The following is a 16,071-nucleotide window of genomic DNA, read 5'->3' as shown; positions in this document are numbered from 1 at the left end:
TGATTAAAAGTTACTGTAACAGTTCTTGATATAAAGGTAGGGATATGAACCGTTTTAAAAAATCAAAATATGTCATTATTGTTTTTGTCACTGTTCTGCTTGTGTCAGCTCTCTTAGCTACGACTTATTCAAGTACAATTGTGACAAAATTAGGAGATGGAATCTCATTGGTTGATAGGGTTGTGCAAAAACCTTTTCGGTGGTTTGATTCTGTCAAATCAGATCTGGCTCATTTGACACGAACATATAATGAAAATGAAAGTTTGAAGAAACAGATTTACCAGTTAGAAGTCAAAGCAAATGAGGTGGAAAGTTTAAAGACAGAAAATGAACAATTGCGCCAATTGCTTGATATGAAGTCCAAGTTGCAAGCTACAAAGACTTTGGCAGCAGATGTTATTATGCGTTCTCCGGTATCTTGGAAGCAGGAGTTGACCTTAGATGCAGGTAGATCAAAAGGTGCTTCTGAGAACATGTTAGCTATTGCAAATGGTGGCTTGATTGGGAGTGTTTCAAAAGTGGAGGACAACTCTACTATGGTCAACCTTTTGACAAATACGGAAAATGCAGATAAGATTTCTGTTAAAATTCAACACGGCACTACCACAATTTATGGAATTGTTGTTGGCTACGACAAGGAAAATGAAGTTCTTAAAATTAGCCAATTAAATAGCAATAGCGATATTAGTACAGGCGATAAGGTGACAACGGGTGGATTAGGAAACTTTAACGTTGCGGATATTCCTGTTGGTGAAGTGGTTGCCACAACGCATAGTACAGACTATTTGACACGAGAAGTAACTGTTAAATTGAGTGCAGATACTCATAATGTGGATGTGATAGAATTAGTGGGGAATTCATAATGAGACAGTTGAAGCGGGTTGGAGTGTTTTTATTGCTTCCTTTCTTTGTTCTAATTGACGCCCATATTAGCCAGCTTCTGGGCTCATTTTTCCCCCATGTACATTTGGCTAGTCATTTTCTTTTTCTATTTCTATTATTTGAGACGATAGAAGTATCAGAGTATCTCTACCTAGTCTATTGTTTTGTGATAGGCTTGGTTTACGATGTTTACTTTTTCCATCTAATAGGGATTGCAACTCTCTTATTTATCTTATTGGGAGCCTTTCTTCATAAATTGAATAGTGTTATTTTGTTGAATCGTTGGACGAGAATGTTGGCAATTATTGTCATGACTTTTCTATTTGATATGGGAGCTTATCTCTTTGCATTAGCGGTAGGTTTAACTGTAGATAGTCTGCCGATTTTTATCGTTTATAGCCTAGTACCATCCATGATTTTAAATCTTGTGTGGATGCTTATTTTTCAGTTTATTTTTGAAAGATATTATCTATAAGAAAGAAACAAAAATGTAACAAAGGCGTAATATTCATTAGGCCTTTTTTTTGGTATACTAGTATTGTCTTTAAAAGAAGGAGTATCTACGTAATATGAAGAAAAAAATCTTAGCGTCACTTTTATTAAGTACAGTAATGGTTTCTCAAGTAGCTATTTTAACAACTGCGCATGCAGAAACGACTGATGACAAAATTGCTGCTCAAGATAATAAAATTAGTAACTTAACAGCACAACAACAAGAAGCCCAAAAACAAGTTGACCAAATTCAGGAGCAAGTATCAGCTATTCAAGCTGAGCAATCTAACTTGCAAGCTGAAAATGATAGATTACAAGCAGAATCTAAAAAACTTGAGAATGAGATTACAGAACTTTCTAAAAATATTGTGTCTCGTAATGATTCTTTGGAAAAGCAAGCTCGTAGTGCTCAAACAAATGGAGCTGCAACTAGCTACATCAATACGATTGTAAACTCAAAATCAATTACAGAAGCTATTTCACGTGTAGCAGCAATGAATGAAATCGTGTCTGCTAACAACAAAATGTTGGAACAACAAAAAGCAGATAAAAAAGCAATTTCTGAAAAACAAGTAGCAAACAATGATGCAATTAATACAGTAATTGCAAATCAACAGAAATTGTCTGATGATGCGCAAGCTCTAACAACAAAACAAGCTGAGTTGAAGGCTGCAGAATTAAATCTTGCTGCTGAAAAAGCGACAGCAGAAGATGAAAAAGCAAGTTTGCTAGAGAAAAAAGCAGAAGCAGAAGTAGCAGCAAAAGCAGCAGCAGAGGCAGAAGCAGCTTACAAGGCAAAACAAGTAAGTCAACAACAAACAGTTGTTGCTTCTGGAAATACGACTTTTGCAGCACAGGTTCAAGCTGTAGCTTCTTCGGAATCAGCAACATATACTCCTGTGGCAGTCAAACAACGCCCAACATACAGTACAAATGCTTCAAGCTATCCAATTGGAGAATGTACATGGGGAGTTAAAACATTAGCACCTTGGGCTGGAGACTATTGGGGTAATGGAGCGCAGTGGGCTACAAGTGCAGCTGCTGCAGGATTCCGTACAGGTTCAACACCTCAAGTTGGTGCGATTGCATGTTGGAATGATGGTGGCTATGGACACGTAGCGGTAGTCACTGCTGTAGAATCAACAACACGTATCCAAGTGTCAGAATCAAATTATGCTGGTAATCGCACGCTTGGAAATCATCGTGGGTGGTTCAATCCGACAACTACATCGTCAGGTTTTGTAACATATATTTATGCAGATTAATTTACAGAGGGACTCGAATAGAGCCCTCTTTTCAGGTTTTACTGTGATAATCTCTATTAAAAATTATATCAAAATAGCTTGAAAATATTGAAAAAGTATGGTAAAATGAAAATTGTCGTGTGAACGATAATACTCATTCTTGATGAATTGTGAAGCAGTTGCCCTTGGGTCGTTTTGCGAGTTGAAGTCAAGAAGAGGAAAAAACAAAAAGGAGAAATACTCATGGCAGTAATTTCAATGAAACAACTTCTTGAGGCAGGTGTACACTTTGGTCACCAAACTCGTCGCTGGAACCCTAAGATGGCTAAGTACATCTTTACTGAGCGTAACGGAATTCACGTTATCGACTTGCAACAAACTGTAAAATACGCTGACCAAGCTTACGATTTCATGCGTGATGCAGCAGCTAACGATGCAGTTGTATTGTTTGTTGGTACTAAGAAGCAAGCGGCTGATGCAGTTGCTGAAGAAGCAGTACGTTCAGGTCAATACTTCATCAACCACCGTTGGTTGGGTGGAACTCTTACAAACTGGGGAACAATCCAAAAACGTATCGCTCGTTTGAAAGAAATCAAACGTATGGAAGAAGATGGAACTTTCGAAGTTCTTCCTAAGAAAGAAGTTGCACTTCTTAACAAACAACGTGCACGTCTTGAAAAATTCTTGGGTGGTATCGAAGATATGCCTCGTATCCCAGATGTTATGTACGTAGTTGATCCACATAAAGAGCAAATCGCTGTTAAAGAAGCTAAGAAATTGGGAATCCCAGTTGTAGCGATGGTTGACACAAACACTGATCCAGATGATATCGATGTAATCATCCCAGCTAACGATGATGCTATCCGCGCTGTTAAATTGATCACAGCTAAATTGGCTGACGCTATCATCGAAGGACGTCAAGGTGAAGATGCAGCAGCAGTTGAAGCAGAATTTGCAGCTTCAGAAGCTCAAGCAGATTCAATCGAAGAAATCGTTGAAGTTGTAGAAGGCGACAACGCTTAATTCATATAAATAGTAATTACCTAGGAGGGCGGGGCTTAGCCCGGCTCTCCTATTTTTAAAAAATATAGGAGAATCAAAATGGCAGAAATTACAGCTAAACTTGTAAAAGAGTTGCGTGAAAAATCTGGTGCCGGAGTTATGGACGCTAAAAAAGCGCTTGTAGAAACAGACGGTGACATCGAAAAAGCGATTGAATTGCTTCGTGAAAAAGGTATGGCTAAGGCAGCTAAGAAGGCTGACCGTGTTGCTGCAGAAGGTTTGACTGGTGTTTACGTTAACGGTAATGTTGCAGCAGTTATTGAAGTAAACGCTGAAACTGACTTCGTTGCGAAAAACGCTCAATTCGTTGAATTGGTAAATACCACAGCTAAAGTTATTGCTGAAGGAAAACCTGCTAACAATGAAGAAGCTCTTGCTTTGACAATGCCTTCAGGTGAAACCCTTGAAGCTGCATACGTATCTGCAACAGCAACTATCGGAGAAAAAATCTCATTCCGTCGCTTTGCATTGATTGAAAAAACAGACGCACAACACTTTGGTGCTTACCAACATAACGGTGGACGTATCGGTGTTATTTCAGTTGTTGAAGGTGGAGACGAAGCACTTGCTAAACAATTGTCAATGCACATCGCAGCGATGAAACCAACAGTTCTTTCTTACAAAGAATTGGATGAACAATTCGTTAAAGATGAGTTGGCACAATTGAACCACGTTATCGACCAAGATAACGAAAGCCGTGCAATGGTTAACAAACCAGCTCTACCACACTTGAAGTATGGATCAAAATCTCAATTGACTGATGAAGTGATTGCTCAAGCTGAAGCTGATATCAAAGCTGAGTTGGTTGCAGAAGGCAAACCAGAAAAAATCTGGGACAAAATTATCCCAGGTAAAATGGATCGCTTCATGCTTGACAACACTAAAGTTGACCAAGCTTACACACTTCTTGCACAAGTTTACATCATGGATGATAGCAAGACAGTTGAAGCCTACCTTGAATCAGTTAACGCTTCAGTAGTTGAGTTCGCTCGCTTTGAAGTTGGTGAAGGAATCGAAAAAGCTGCAAACGACTTTGAAGCTGAAGTTGCAGCTACAATGGCAGCAGCCTTGAATAACTAATTATAGAAAGGAAGTAAATTTGCTTCCTTTTTTCTATGCAGTCGATCCCTATAGGGAGAGCTTCCTATTTTCAAGGTAAAAATAAAAAGCCCTATAATAAGGGCCAATTGTATTTAGGAGACTAAACTTCAAATTCATAGAGTGCTGTAGAGAGATAACGTTCACCGTTATCTGGTGCTAGAGCAAGGACTTTTTTACCTGTACCTAATTTTTTGGCAATCTCGATGGCTCCGTAGATAGCTGCAGCTGAAGAAATCCCTACAAGGAAACCTTCTTTTCCACCAATTTCACGGCCTAGTGCTAGAGCATCGTCTGACGTTACACGAACGATACCATCATAAGCCTTTGTATCAAGTGTATCAGGAATAAATCCAGCTGATATACCTTGAATTTTGTGAGGACCAGGTTTTTCACCAGATAGAATAGCAGATTCATCAGCTTCCACTGCATAAACTTGAATGTTTGAATTTGCTGATTTGAGTGCATGAGAAACACCAGAAATCGTTCCACCGGTACCAACTCCAGCAACAAAGGCATCTAATCCATCTTTACCGAAAGCAGCTAGTATCTCAGCTCCTGTTGTTCTTTCGTGTACTTCTGGATTAGCTGGGTTGTCAAATTGAAGAGGAAGGAAACCATCACGTTCAGCAGCGATTTCTTGAGCCTTAGCAATAGCACCTTTCATTCCTTCGCTACCAGGAGTGAGGACGAGTTCAGCACCATAGGCTTGGATAATCTTACGTCGTTCCACACTCATAGTTTCAGGCATAACGATAACAACTTTATACCCTTTAGCAGCCCCTACCCATGAAAGTCCAATACCAGTGTTTCCACTTGTTGCTTCAACAATAGTAGAACCAGGTTTCAGAATACCGTCTTGTTCAGCTTTTTCAATCATGCTAAGAGCAATACGGTCTTTTACAGAAGAACCAGGGTTAAATGCTTCAAGTTTTACATAGACATCTGCAGCACCTTCTGGCACAATGTTGTTGAGTTTAACAATCGGAGTTTGACCGATTAGTTCAGTAATGTTGTTATAAATAGACATATGAATACCTCTTTGTATAAGATATCTCTAGTATAACGCTATCTATACCATTTGTAAAATATAGAAATCCTATCGAAGTGATAGGATTTTTTTATATCACAGGTCTAAGCCATTAATTTTTAAGCGATTGTGATAGGCTAATTCTAGTAAATATGTATAAAGTGGAACGATATCTGTTTTCTTTTTTAATTGAATCATTTTCTAGTAGGTCTTGGCAAGCATCTTTTTATGTTGCTAATTAAAGTAGCAGTGAAAATATCAGTGAAACACTGTATTATCTATTATTTACACTAGGTTTACAGAAACCTCAACTTCGCGTAAACCTTGATCAGTTAAAGTGACTTTTCCATTAAAAAATTCCACAAGTGAAGCTTTAATAGTTTCTTTTTCTTCTTTATCAACATAAATCATCGTATCGACTTGATCTGTAAAGTTTGTATCCAGTTCCATGAGATTATGTTCTTTAAGGAAGTTACTGTACTCTTGATACTGAGCGTAAGACATTTGAATAGTAATGCCAGCTTGTTCCTTTATTTCAATGATGCCAATTTCTTTGACAGCTAAGGCGACACTGCCGGCGTAAGCACGAATCAGTCCTCCAGCACCTAGTTTAATGCCACCAAAGTAGCGTGTCACTACCACACAGACATTAGTAAGATTGTGATTTTCTAGTACCCCTAGCATGGGAACGCCAGCAGTACCACTGGGCTCACCATCATCACTTGTACGTTTGATTTCACTACGTTCCCCAATAATGAAGGCAGAGCAGTTATGCGTCGCTTTGTAGTGTTCTTTTTTGATGGTGGTAATGAAGTCACGAGCCTCTTCTTCGCTATAAACACGCTTGGCATGACAGATAAAGCGGGATTTTTTGATTTCTTCTTGGACTTGTCCGTCCTCTTTAATTGTTCTAAATTCCATGATTTAATTGTACTAAAAAATCATCTAAAGCGCTAGGTTTTTACGAATAAAGAAGTATGAAAGTAAATCCAAATTATCTCGGTCGTTTGTTTACTGAGAATGAATTAACAGAAGAGGAACGTCAGTTGGCGGAGAAATTTCCAGCAATGAGAAAGGAGAAGGGGAAACTTTTCTGTCAACGTTGTAATAGTATTATTCCAGAGGAATGGTATTTGCCCATCGGTGCTTACTATTGTCGAGAGTGCTTGCTGATGAAGCGAGTCAGGAGTGATCAAGCTTTATACTATTTTCCGCAGGAGGATTTTCCGAAGCAAGATATTCTTAAATGGCGTGGTCAATTAACTCCTTTTCAAGAGAAGGTGTCAGAGGGACTGATTCAAGCAGTAGACAAGCAGGAGCCAACTTTAGTTCATGCGGTGACAGGGGCTGGAAAGACAGAAATGATTTATCAAGTTGTGGCTAAGGTGATTAATAGGGGTGGTGCAGTGTGTTTGGCCAGTCCTCGCATAGATGTTTGTTTGGAGCTGTACAAGCGCCTGCAAGATGATTTTGCTTGCGAGATATCTTTACTACACGGAGAATCAGAGCCGTATTTTCGAACACCACTAGTTGTTGCGACGACCCATCAGTTATTGAAGTTTTATCAAGCTTTTGATTTGCTGATAGTGGATGAAGTAGATGCCTTTCCTTATGTTGACAATCCCACGCTTTACCATGCTGTCAAGAATAGTGTAAAGGAGAATGGGCTGAGAATCTTTTTAACAGCGACTTCGACAGATGAGTTAGATAGGAAGGTTCGTTTAGGAGAATTAAAAAGACTGAGCTTACCTAGACGATTCCATGGGAATCCTTTGATTATTCCTAAACCTGTCTGGTTATCAGATTTTAATCACTGTTTAGAGAAAAGTCGGTTATCACCAAAGTTAAAGACTTATATTAAGAATCAGAGAAAGACAGCTTATCCGTTACTCATTTTTGCTTCAGAAATTAAGAAAGGGGAGCAATTAAAAGAAGTCTTACAGAAGGAATTTCCGCATGAGAAAATTGGTTTTGTGTCTTCAGTTACGGAAGATCGATTAGAGCAGGTGCAAGCTTTTCGAGATGGAGAACTGACAATACTTATCAGTACGACAATATTGGAGCGTGGAGTTACCTTTCCTTGTGTGGATGTTTTCGTAGTAGAGGCCAATCATCGTCTGTTTACCAAGTCTAGTTTAATACAGATTGGAGGCCGTGTCGGTCGGAGTATGGACAGACCGACAGGAGATTTGCTTTTTTTCCATGATGGGTTAAATACTTCAATCAAGAAGGCAATTAAGGAAATTCAGCAGATGAATAAGGAGGCGGGGCTATGAAGTGCTTATTGTGTGGGCAGACTATGAAGGCCGTTTTAACTTTTAGTAGTCTCTTACTTCTGAAAAATGATGACTCTTGTCTTTGTTCAGACTGTGACTCTACTTTTGAGAGGATTGGAGAAGAGTACTGTCCCAACTGTATGAAAACAGGTTTGTCAACAAAGTGTCAAGATTGTCAATTTTGGTGTAAAGAAGGAGTTGAGGTCAGTCATAGAGCGATTTTTACTTACAATCAAGCTATGAAGGATTTTTTCAGTCGGTATAAGTTTGATGGAGACTTCCTTTTAAGAAAAGTGTTCGCTTCATTTTTAAGTGAGGAGTTGAAAGAATACAAAGAGTACCAATTTGTTGTAATTCCCCTAAGTCCTGATAGATATGCTGATAGAGGATTTAATCAGGTTGAAGGTTTAGTTGATGCAGCAGGCTTTGCGTATCTGGATTTATTAGAAAAGATAGAAGAGCGAGCTAGTTCTTCTAAAAGTCGTTCAGAGCGTTTGGAGACAGAATTTCCTTTCTTTATTAAAAGTGGAGTCACTATTCCTAAAAAAATCCTACTTATAGATGATATTTATACTACTGGAACAACTATAAATCGTGTGAAGAGACTGCTGGAAGAAGCGGGTGCTGAGGATGTGAAAACATTTTCCCTTGTAAGATGAGGAAAAAATTTGCAAAAATAAAATGAAAGCGTTATAATGAAATCAGAAAAACAAAAATGTTTAGAAAGAAGGTACTCATATGATTAAATATAGTATCCGTGGTGAAAACCTAGAAGTAACAGAAGCAATTCGTGATTATGTAGTTTCTAAACTCGAAAAGATCGAAAAGTATTTTCAAGCTGAACAAGAGTTGGATGCTCGAGTTAACTTGAAGGTGTATCGTGAAAAAACTGCTAAAGTGGAGGTAACGATTCCACTTGGATCAATTACTCTTCGTGCAGAAGATGTGTCTCAAGATATGTATGGTTCAATTGACCTTGTAACCGATAAAATTGAACGTCAGATTCGTAAAAATAAAACAAAAATCGAGCGTAAAAATAAAAATAAGGTAGCAACTAGTCAATTATTTACAGATGCTTTGGTGGAAGATCCAAATGTTGTCCAGTCTAGAGTTGTTCGTTCAAAACAAATTGATTTAAAACCAATGGATTTGGAAGAAGCTATTCTACAGATGGATTTGTTGGGACATGATTTCTTTATCTATGTGGATGTTGAAGATCAAACAACTAATGTGATTTATCGTCGTGAAGATGGCGAGATTGGACTGTTAGAAGTTAAAGAATCTTAATTTCAATATGTGTAAAGGAAGGTTTACTGAATTGTAAACCTCCTTTTTCTTATAATTGATAGAATTACTGATTACACTTTTAAAAAGTCGCTTTTTGGTGGTTATTATGGTATAATGGGTGCCAAGAGGTTTGGAATGAAAAAATTTTATGTAAGTCCTATTTCCCCCTTAATATTAGGAATAGTGGCGTTCGGAGTGCTATCTGTGCAACTTGTTTTTGTAACGAATACACTGGTAACGTTATTTCTTTTGCTACTTATTTTGGGTTCATATATTTTACTATTCATCCATCAGAGAGACTACTACTCAAGGAGTGAAGTAGAACAAATCCAGTATGTAAACCACCAAGCTGAAGAAAGTTTGACAACCTTGTTAGAACAGATGCCTGTCGGAGTTATTAAACTAGACTTATCGTCAGGTGAAGTTGAATGGTTCAATCCTTACGCTGAATTGATTTTGACTAATGAAGTGGGCGAGATTGATGTGGCATTAATTCAAACAATTATCAAGGCATCGGTAGGAAATCCAGGTTCTTATGCTACCTTGGGTGAGACCCGCTATTCGGTTCATATGGACAAGATGTCTGGAGTTCTTTATTTCTTTGATGTGTCTGGAGAATACGAAGCGACTGTTGAGTTAGTGACAAGTCGACCCGTGATTGGGGTTGTTTCTGTTGACAACTACGATGACTTAGAAGATGAAACATCAGAGTCTGATATCAGTCATATTAACAGTTTTGTAGCCAATTTTGTTTCAGAATTTGCTGGTAAACATGCCATGTTCTCCCGTCGAGTGAGTATGGACCGCTTTTATCTATTTACGGACTACACGGTGCTTGAGGGATTGATGAACGATAAATTTTCTGTTATTGATTCTTTCAGAGAAGAGTCTAAACAGAGACAGTTGCCCTTGACCTTAAGTATGGGATTTTCTTATGGTGATGGAAATCATGATGAGATAGGGAAAGTTGCATTGCTCAACTTGAACTTGGCTGAAGTGCGTGGTGGCGACCAGGTGGTTGTCAAGGAGAATGACGAAACGAAAAATCCCGTTTATTTTGGTGGTGGATCTGCGGCGTCAATCAAGCGTACAAGGACACGTACGCGCGCTATGATGACAGCTATTTCAGATAAAATTAGAAGTGTAGATCAGGTTTTTGTAGTTGGTCACAAAAACCTTGATATGGATGCTTTGGGTTCTGCTGTAGGTATGCAGTTATTTGCTAGTAATGTAACAGAAAATAGTTATGCTCTTTATGATGAAAATCAAATGTCTCCGGATATTGAACGTGCTATTTCATTCTTAGAACAAGAAGGAGTTACGAAGTTGTTGTCTGTCAAGGAGGCAATGGGGATGGTGACCAATCGTTCTTTGTTGATTCTTGTAGACCATTCAAAGACAGCTTTAACTTTATCGAAAGAATTTTATGATTTATTTACCCAAACCATCGTCATTGACCACCATCGAAGGGATCAGGATTTCCCAGATAATGCAGTTATTACTTATATCGAAAGTGGTGCAAGCAGTGCCAGTGAGTTGGTAACAGAATTGATTCAGTTCCAGAATTCTAAGAAAAATCGTTTGAGTCGTATGCAAGCAAGTGTTTTAATGGCTGGTATGATGCTGGATACTAAAAATTTTACCTCACGAGTGACTAGTCGGACATTTGATGTTGCTAGCTATCTCAGAACGAGAGGAAGTGATAGTATTGCTATCCAAGAAATCGCTGCGACAGATTTTGAAGAATATCGTGAGGTCAATGAACTGATTTTACAGGGGCGTAAATTAGGTTCCGATGTATTGATAGCAGAGGCTAAGGAATCGAAATGCTATGACACAGTTGTTATTAGTAAGGCAGCAGATGCCATGTTAGCTATGTCAGGCATTGAGGCGAGTTTTGTTCTTGCGAAAAATACACAAGGCTTTATATCCATCTCAGCTCGCAGTCGTAGTAAGCTGAATGTACAACGGATTATGGAAGAGCTGGGAGGTGGAGGCCACTTTAATTTGGTAGCAGCTCAAATTAAGGATTCAACCTTGTCAGAAGCAGGTGAAAAACTGACAGAAATTGTATTAAATGAAATAAAGGAAAAGGAGAAAGAATAATGAAAGTAATCTTTTTAGCAGATGTCAAAGGAAAAGGTAAAAAAGGCGAAATTAAGGAAGTACCAACAGGGTATGCACAAAACTTTCTTATCAAAAAGAATCTAGCCAAAGAAGCGACTGCTCAAGCGGTAGGTGAACTTCGTGGTAAACAAAAATCTGAAGAAAAAGCTCACGCTGAGATGATTGCAGAAGCAAAAGCAATTAAAGCCCAACTTGAAGCAGAAGAAACTGTTGTAGAATTTGTTGAAAAAGTTGGTCCAGATGGCCGTACTTTTGGTTCTATTACCAATAAGAAGATTGCAGAAGAATTGCAAAAGCAATTTGGAATTAAGATTGATAAACGTCATATTCAAGTACAAGCTCCGATTCGAGCAGTTGGTTTGATTGATGTACCAGTGAAAATCTATCAAGATATCACAAGTGTAATCAATCTTCGTGTGAAGGAAGGATAAGTTTACACCTTCTTGACAAGATTGTAAAAGGAAGGGAAGTCTGATGGCAGAAGTAGAAGAGTTACGAGTACAACCTCAAGATATCTTAGCTGAGCAATCCGTTTTAGGGGCTATCTTTATTGACGAGAGTAAGCTTGTTTTTGTTCGAGAATATATTGAGTCTCGAGACTTTTTTAAGTATGCCCATCGTTTGATTTTCCAAGCTATGGTTGACTTATCCGATCGTGGCGATGCTATAGATGCAACAACGGTTCGTACCATTCTTGATAATCAAGGTGATTTACAGAATATTGGTGGCCTGTCTTACTTGGTTGAGATTGTCAATTCTGTGCCAACTTCTGCTAATGCGGAGTATTATGCTAAGATTGTTGCAGAAAAAGCAATGCTACGGCGATTAATCGCCAAGTTGACAGAGTCTGTCAATCAAGCTTACGAGGCTTCGCAACCAGCTGATGAAATTATTGCTCAGGCAGAAAAAGGCCTGATTGATGTCAGCGAAAATGCTAATCGAAGTGGATTTAAGAACATTCGAGATGTGTTGAATGTCAACTTTGGAAATCTGGAAGCTCGCTCGCAACAAACGACCGATATTACAGGTATTGCGACGGGCTACCGTGATTTGGATCATATGACGACTGGTTTGCATGAGGAGGAGTTGATTATCCTAGCAGCTCGTCCGGCGGTTGGTAAGACAGCCTTTGCCTTGAATATCGCTCAGAACATTGGGACTAAGTTGGACAAAACGGTTGCTATTTTTTCACTGGAAATGGGTGCGGAAAGTCTAGTGGATCGTATGTTGGCGGCAGAAGGTTTGGTAGAATCCCATTCTATCCGTACGGGGCAATTGACCGATGAGGAATGGCAAAAGTATACCATTGCTCAAGGGAATCTAGCCAACGCGAGTATCTATATCGATGATACACCAGGGATTCGAATTACAGAGATTCGATCTCGTTCTCGTAAATTGGCTCAAGAAACGGGCAATCTTGGTTTGATTTTGATAGACTACTTGCAATTGATTACAGGTACAGGCCGAGAAAATCGTCAACAAGAAGTTTCAGAAATTTCACGTCAGTTGAAAATCCTAGCCAAGGAACTGAAAGTTCCAGTAATTGCTCTAAGTCAGCTTTCTCGTGGTGTAGAACAACGTCAGGATAAGAGACCGGTCTTGTCTGATATTCGTGAATCTGGGTCTATTGAGCAGGACGCTGATATCGTAGCCTTTCTTTATCGCGACGATTACTATGAGCGTGGTGGTGAAGAAGAGGAAGGCATACCAAATAATAAGGTAGAAGTTATTATCGAGAAAAACCGTAGTGGAGCTCGTGGAACGGTGGAATTAATTTTCCAAAAAGAATACAATAAATTTTCAAGTATTTCAAAAAGGGAGGAAATAAGATGACAGATGCATTTACAGATGTAGCTAAGATGAAAAAAATCAAAGAAGAAATCAAGGCACATGAGGGTCATGTAATTGAAATGACTTTGGAAAATGGACGTAAGCGCCAAAAAAATAGATTGGGTAAGCTAATTGAGGTTTATCCATCCCTATTTATCGTTGAATTTGGAAATGTTGAAGGAGATAAACAAGCTAATGTTTACGTTGAATCCTTTACTTACTCAGATATCCTTACAGAAAAGAATTTGATTCATTATCTGGACTAAAGTGAGAAATTTTCTCACTTTTTCTTTTTTCTCCGAATAGTTTAAGTGAAGGTAATCTTCGATTTATATTATTTTTCAAGGAGGAAGAATGAAAGTTTTACCATTCAAAGTAACAGAGACAGGATTTTCTTTGAGAAAATCAGTTAAAAAGGTTGTTCCTTTTTTAGCAGTAGGATTGATGCTAGTAGCGAGTGATAGTGTATATGCCTATTCTGGAGGAAATGGATCGATTGCGCGTGGAGATGATTATCCTGCCTATTATAAAAATGGGAGTCAGGAAATTGATAAGTGGCGCATGTATTCTCGTCAGTGTACTTCTTTTGCAGCCTTTCGTTTGAGTAATGTCAATGGTTTTGAGATTTCGGCAGCTTATGGAAATGCGAATGAATGGGGCTATCGTGCTCGTCGTGAAGGATATCGTGTAGATAGTGTACCAACGATTGGATCTATTGCTTGGTCTACTGCAGGAGGATATGGTCATGTTGCCTGGGTTTCAAATGTAATGGGGGATAATATAGAAATTGAGGAATACAACTATGGTTATACAGGATCCTATAATAAACGAATTATAAAAGCAAATACGATGACAGGATTTATTCATTTTAAAGATTTGGATAGGGGTAATGTATTAAGTAGTGGCAAAGTATTCAATAGTCAACCTTCTTCGACAGGAGGAACTCATTATTTTAAGAATAAGGCAGCTATAAAAAATCAACCTTTAGTTAGTGCAACTTCAATTGCATATTATTCTCCAGGTGAGAGTGTTCATTATGATCAGGTACTTGAAAAAGATGGGTATAAGTGGTTGAGTTATATATCTTATAGTGGAAGTCGTCGCTATATTCAGTTAGAGGAGGTTGTGTCATCGCAGAATCAAACAGAAGGTAGTTCCAATGATGTTCTGACTGTTGGTTGGAAAAAAATAAATGGTAGTTGGTATCATTTCAAATCAAATGGTTCTAAATCAACGGGCTGGTTGAAAGACGGTTCTAGCTGGTATTATTTGAAATCATCTGGTGAAATGCAGACAGGATGGTTAAAGGAGAATGGCTCGTGGTATTATCTAGATAGTTCAGGGGCAATGAAAACAGGATGGTATCAAGTTTCTGGTAAGTGGTATTATTCTTACTCTTCAGGTGCCTTAGCTGTTAATACGACGGTGGATGGCTACAGAGTAAACAGTGATGGAGAACGAGTATAGAAAATGGGAGTAGGAAATTTTCCTGCTCTTTTCTGTAAGCAGTTTCCTTGACATTTTTTTTATTTTGCGCTATCATATGTCCATATAATATATGGGAGTCTGTGTACAGTCTGAGAGGAAGCGTTAAGCTTCGACCGCACCTGATCTGGGTAATGCCAGCGTAGGGAACGATACTTAGTCTATTCTGCACCTTTTCCATATATGGTAAAGGTTTTTCTTTTTGTCAAAGGAAAACGAGAAGAGGAGGTTCTTATGAAAGCAAGCATCGCCTTGCAAATTTTACCCCTATCACAGGGGATTGATCGGATTGCTGTTATCGATCAAGTCATTGCTTATCTGCAAGCTCAAGAGGTAACTATGGTGGTGACACCATTTGAAACGGTCTTGGAAGGGGAGTTTGATGAGCTTATGCGCATTCTCAAAGAAGCGCTAGAGGTGGCAGGGCAGGAGGCAGATAATGTCTTTGCCAATGTCAAAATAAATGTAGGAGAGATTTTAAGTATTGATGAGAAACTTGAAAAGTATACTGAGACGACACATTAGTCTATTGGGCTTTCTAGGAGTCTTGTCAATCTGGCAGTTAGCAGGTTTTCTTAAACTTCTCCCCAAGTTTATCCTGCCGACACCTCTTGAAATTCTCCAGGCCTTTGTTCGTGATAGAGAATTTCTCTGGCACCATAGCTGGGCGACCTTGAGAGTGGCTTTATTGGGACTGATTTTGGGAGTCTTGATTGCCTGTCTCATGGCTGTACTTATGGATAGTTTGACTTGGCTCAATGACCTGATTTACCCTATGATGGTGGTTGTTCAGACTATTCCGACCATTGCCATAGCCCCTATTCTGGTCTTGTGGCTAGGTTATGGGATTTTGCCCAAGATTGTCTTGATTATCTTAACGACAACCTTTCCTATCATCGTCAGCATTTTGGACGGTTTTAGGCATTGTGACAAGGATATGCTGACCTTGTTTAGTCTTATGCGGGCCAAGCCTTGGCAGATTCTGTGGCATTTTAAAATTCCAGTCAGCCTGCCTTACTTTTATGCAGGTCTGAGGGTCAGTGTCTCCTACGCCTTTATCACAACAGTGGTATCTGAGTGGTTGGGAGGCTTTGAAGGACTAGGTGTCTACATGATTCAGTCCAAGAAACTGTTTCAGTATGATACCATGTTTGCTATTATTATTCTGGTATCGATTATCAGCCTTCTGGGTATGAAGTTGGTCGATATTAGTGAAAAATATGTTATTAAATGGAAACGTTCGTAGAATTAGAATGTT

Annotated in this window: 17 protein-coding genes, 1 pseudogene and 1 riboswitch; of the genes and pseudogenes, 15 read left to right on the top strand and 3 right to left on the bottom strand. The window is 38.8% G+C overall.

Translation table 11 applies throughout. The annotated features are described in order from the left end of the window. Window positions 1-44 precede the first annotated feature (44 nt). The 5 genes from mreC (at window position 45) to tsf (ending at window position 4,760) form a co-directional block, all read left to right on the top strand. The gene (gene mreC, locus SMSK564_RS10850) at window positions 45-863 is read left to right on the top strand and encodes a rod shape-determining protein MreC (RefSeq protein WP_001078990.1); all 819 of its coding nucleotides are present in this window, start codon (window positions 45-47) and stop codon (window positions 861-863) included. Continuing rightward, the gene (mreD, locus tag SMSK564_RS0103015) at window positions 863-1,357 is read left to right on the top strand and encodes a rod shape-determining protein MreD (RefSeq protein ID WP_001249452.1); all 495 of its coding nucleotides are present in this window, start codon (window positions 863-865) and stop codon (window positions 1,355-1,357) included. Before mreC ends, mreD begins: the two co-directional genes overlap by 1 nt. A gap of 94 nt (window positions 1,358-1,451) precedes the next feature. After that, window positions 1,452-2,639 (top strand): peptidoglycan hydrolase PcsB, encoded by a 1,188-nt coding sequence (gene pcsB / locus SMSK564_RS10845; RefSeq protein WP_000727006.1) that lies wholly within the window; start codon window positions 1,452-1,454, stop codon window positions 2,637-2,639. A 222-nt stretch (window positions 2,640-2,861) separates the two neighbouring features. Then, window positions 2,862-3,641 (top strand): 30S ribosomal protein S2, encoded by a 780-nt coding sequence (gene rpsB, locus SMSK564_RS10840; protein WP_000268459.1) that lies wholly within the window; start codon window positions 2,862-2,864, stop codon window positions 3,639-3,641. A gap of 78 nt (window positions 3,642-3,719) precedes the next feature. Beyond that, window positions 3,720-4,760: a translation elongation factor Ts gene (tsf, locus tag SMSK564_RS10835; protein WP_000808073.1), complete on the top strand. Its 1,041-nt coding sequence runs from the start codon at window positions 3,720-3,722 to the stop codon at window positions 4,758-4,760. A 121-nt stretch (window positions 4,761-4,881) separates the two neighbouring features. On the opposite strand, the gene cysK is transcribed toward tsf, so the two are convergent. From cysK to SMSK564_RS10825, 3 genes and pseudogenes are all read right to left on the bottom strand, one after another. Next, window positions 4,882-5,808, bottom strand: a complete 927-nt coding sequence (cysK, locus tag SMSK564_RS10830) for a cysteine synthase A (RefSeq protein WP_000029881.1) — start codon at window positions 5,806-5,808, stop codon at window positions 4,882-4,884. 96 nt (window positions 5,809-5,904) lie between these two features. Then, window positions 5,905-6,000, bottom strand: a pseudogene (locus SMSK564_RS13785) (PH domain-containing protein); the annotation flags it as partial. A 93-nt stretch (window positions 6,001-6,093) separates the two neighbouring features. After that, window positions 6,094-6,729 carry a YigZ family protein gene (locus tag SMSK564_RS10825; RefSeq protein WP_000395755.1) on the bottom strand — a complete coding sequence of 212 codons (636 nt, stop codon included), beginning with the start codon at window positions 6,727-6,729 and terminating at the stop codon, window positions 6,094-6,096. A gap of 56 nt (window positions 6,730-6,785) precedes the next feature. On the opposite strand from SMSK564_RS10825, the gene SMSK564_RS10820 reads away from it, so the two are divergent. The 10 genes from SMSK564_RS10820 (at window position 6,786) to SMSK564_RS10790 (ending at window position 16,059) form a co-directional block, all read left to right on the top strand. After that, entirely contained in the window at window positions 6,786-8,084 is a 1,299-nt protein-coding gene (locus SMSK564_RS10820) for an ATP-dependent helicase ComFA (RefSeq protein WP_000867720.1), read from the top strand. Then, on the top strand, window positions 8,081-8,743 hold the full coding sequence (locus SMSK564_RS0103010) for a ComF family protein (protein WP_000649956.1): 663 nt from the start codon (window positions 8,081-8,083) through the stop codon (window positions 8,741-8,743). Before SMSK564_RS10820 ends, SMSK564_RS0103010 begins: the two co-directional genes overlap by 4 nt. 79 nt (window positions 8,744-8,822) lie before the next feature. Further along, window positions 8,823-9,371, top strand: coding sequence for a ribosome hibernation-promoting factor, HPF/YfiA family (gene hpf, locus SMSK564_RS10815; protein WP_000599100.1), 549 nt, complete (start codon window positions 8,823-8,825; stop codon window positions 9,369-9,371). A gap of 135 nt (window positions 9,372-9,506) precedes the next feature. After that, on the top strand, window positions 9,507-11,477 hold the full coding sequence (locus SMSK564_RS10810; RefSeq protein ID WP_000715144.1) for a GGDEF domain-containing protein: 1,971 nt from the start codon (window positions 9,507-9,509) through the stop codon (window positions 11,475-11,477). Next, complete coding sequence (gene rplI, locus SMSK564_RS0103005; RefSeq protein WP_000864214.1) at window positions 11,477-11,929, top strand: 50S ribosomal protein L9; 453 nt, start codon at window positions 11,477-11,479, stop codon at window positions 11,927-11,929. Before SMSK564_RS10810 ends, rplI begins: the two co-directional genes overlap by 1 nt. Before the next feature lie 43 nt (window positions 11,930-11,972). After that, complete coding sequence (gene dnaB / locus SMSK564_RS10805) at window positions 11,973-13,331, top strand: replicative DNA helicase (RefSeq protein ID WP_000852491.1); 1,359 nt, start codon at window positions 11,973-11,975, stop codon at window positions 13,329-13,331. After that, window positions 13,328-13,594: a Veg family protein gene (locus SMSK564_RS0103000; RefSeq protein WP_000128619.1), complete on the top strand. Its 267-nt coding sequence runs from the start codon at window positions 13,328-13,330 to the stop codon at window positions 13,592-13,594. Before dnaB ends, SMSK564_RS0103000 begins: the two co-directional genes overlap by 4 nt. 88 nt (window positions 13,595-13,682) lie before the next feature. Further along, window positions 13,683-14,795, top strand: coding sequence for a choline binding-anchored murein hydrolase CbpD (gene cbpD, locus SMSK564_RS10800; RefSeq protein WP_000866453.1), 1,113 nt, complete (start codon window positions 13,683-13,685; stop codon window positions 14,793-14,795). Between the two features lie 81 nt (window positions 14,796-14,876). Next, window positions 14,877-14,979: riboswitch (TPP riboswitch) on the top strand. Between the two features lie 68 nt (window positions 14,980-15,047). Next, window positions 15,048-15,338: a thiamine-binding protein gene (locus SMSK564_RS10795; protein ID WP_000647655.1), complete on the top strand. Its 291-nt coding sequence runs from the start codon at window positions 15,048-15,050 to the stop codon at window positions 15,336-15,338. Continuing rightward, window positions 15,301-16,059, top strand: coding sequence for an ABC transporter permease (locus SMSK564_RS10790; protein WP_161683551.1), 759 nt, complete (start codon window positions 15,301-15,303; stop codon window positions 16,057-16,059). The genes SMSK564_RS10795 and SMSK564_RS10790 overlap by 38 nt, the downstream gene beginning before the upstream one ends. Window positions 16,060-16,071: the final 12 nt, after the last annotated feature.

The organism is Streptococcus mitis SK564, assembly GCF_000148525.1.
GTDB lineage: Bacteria > Bacillota > Bacilli > Lactobacillales > Streptococcaceae > Streptococcus > Streptococcus mitis_H.
Note: the sequence above shows the minus strand (reverse complement) of the source record. Positions and strands in the feature narration are given on the sequence as shown.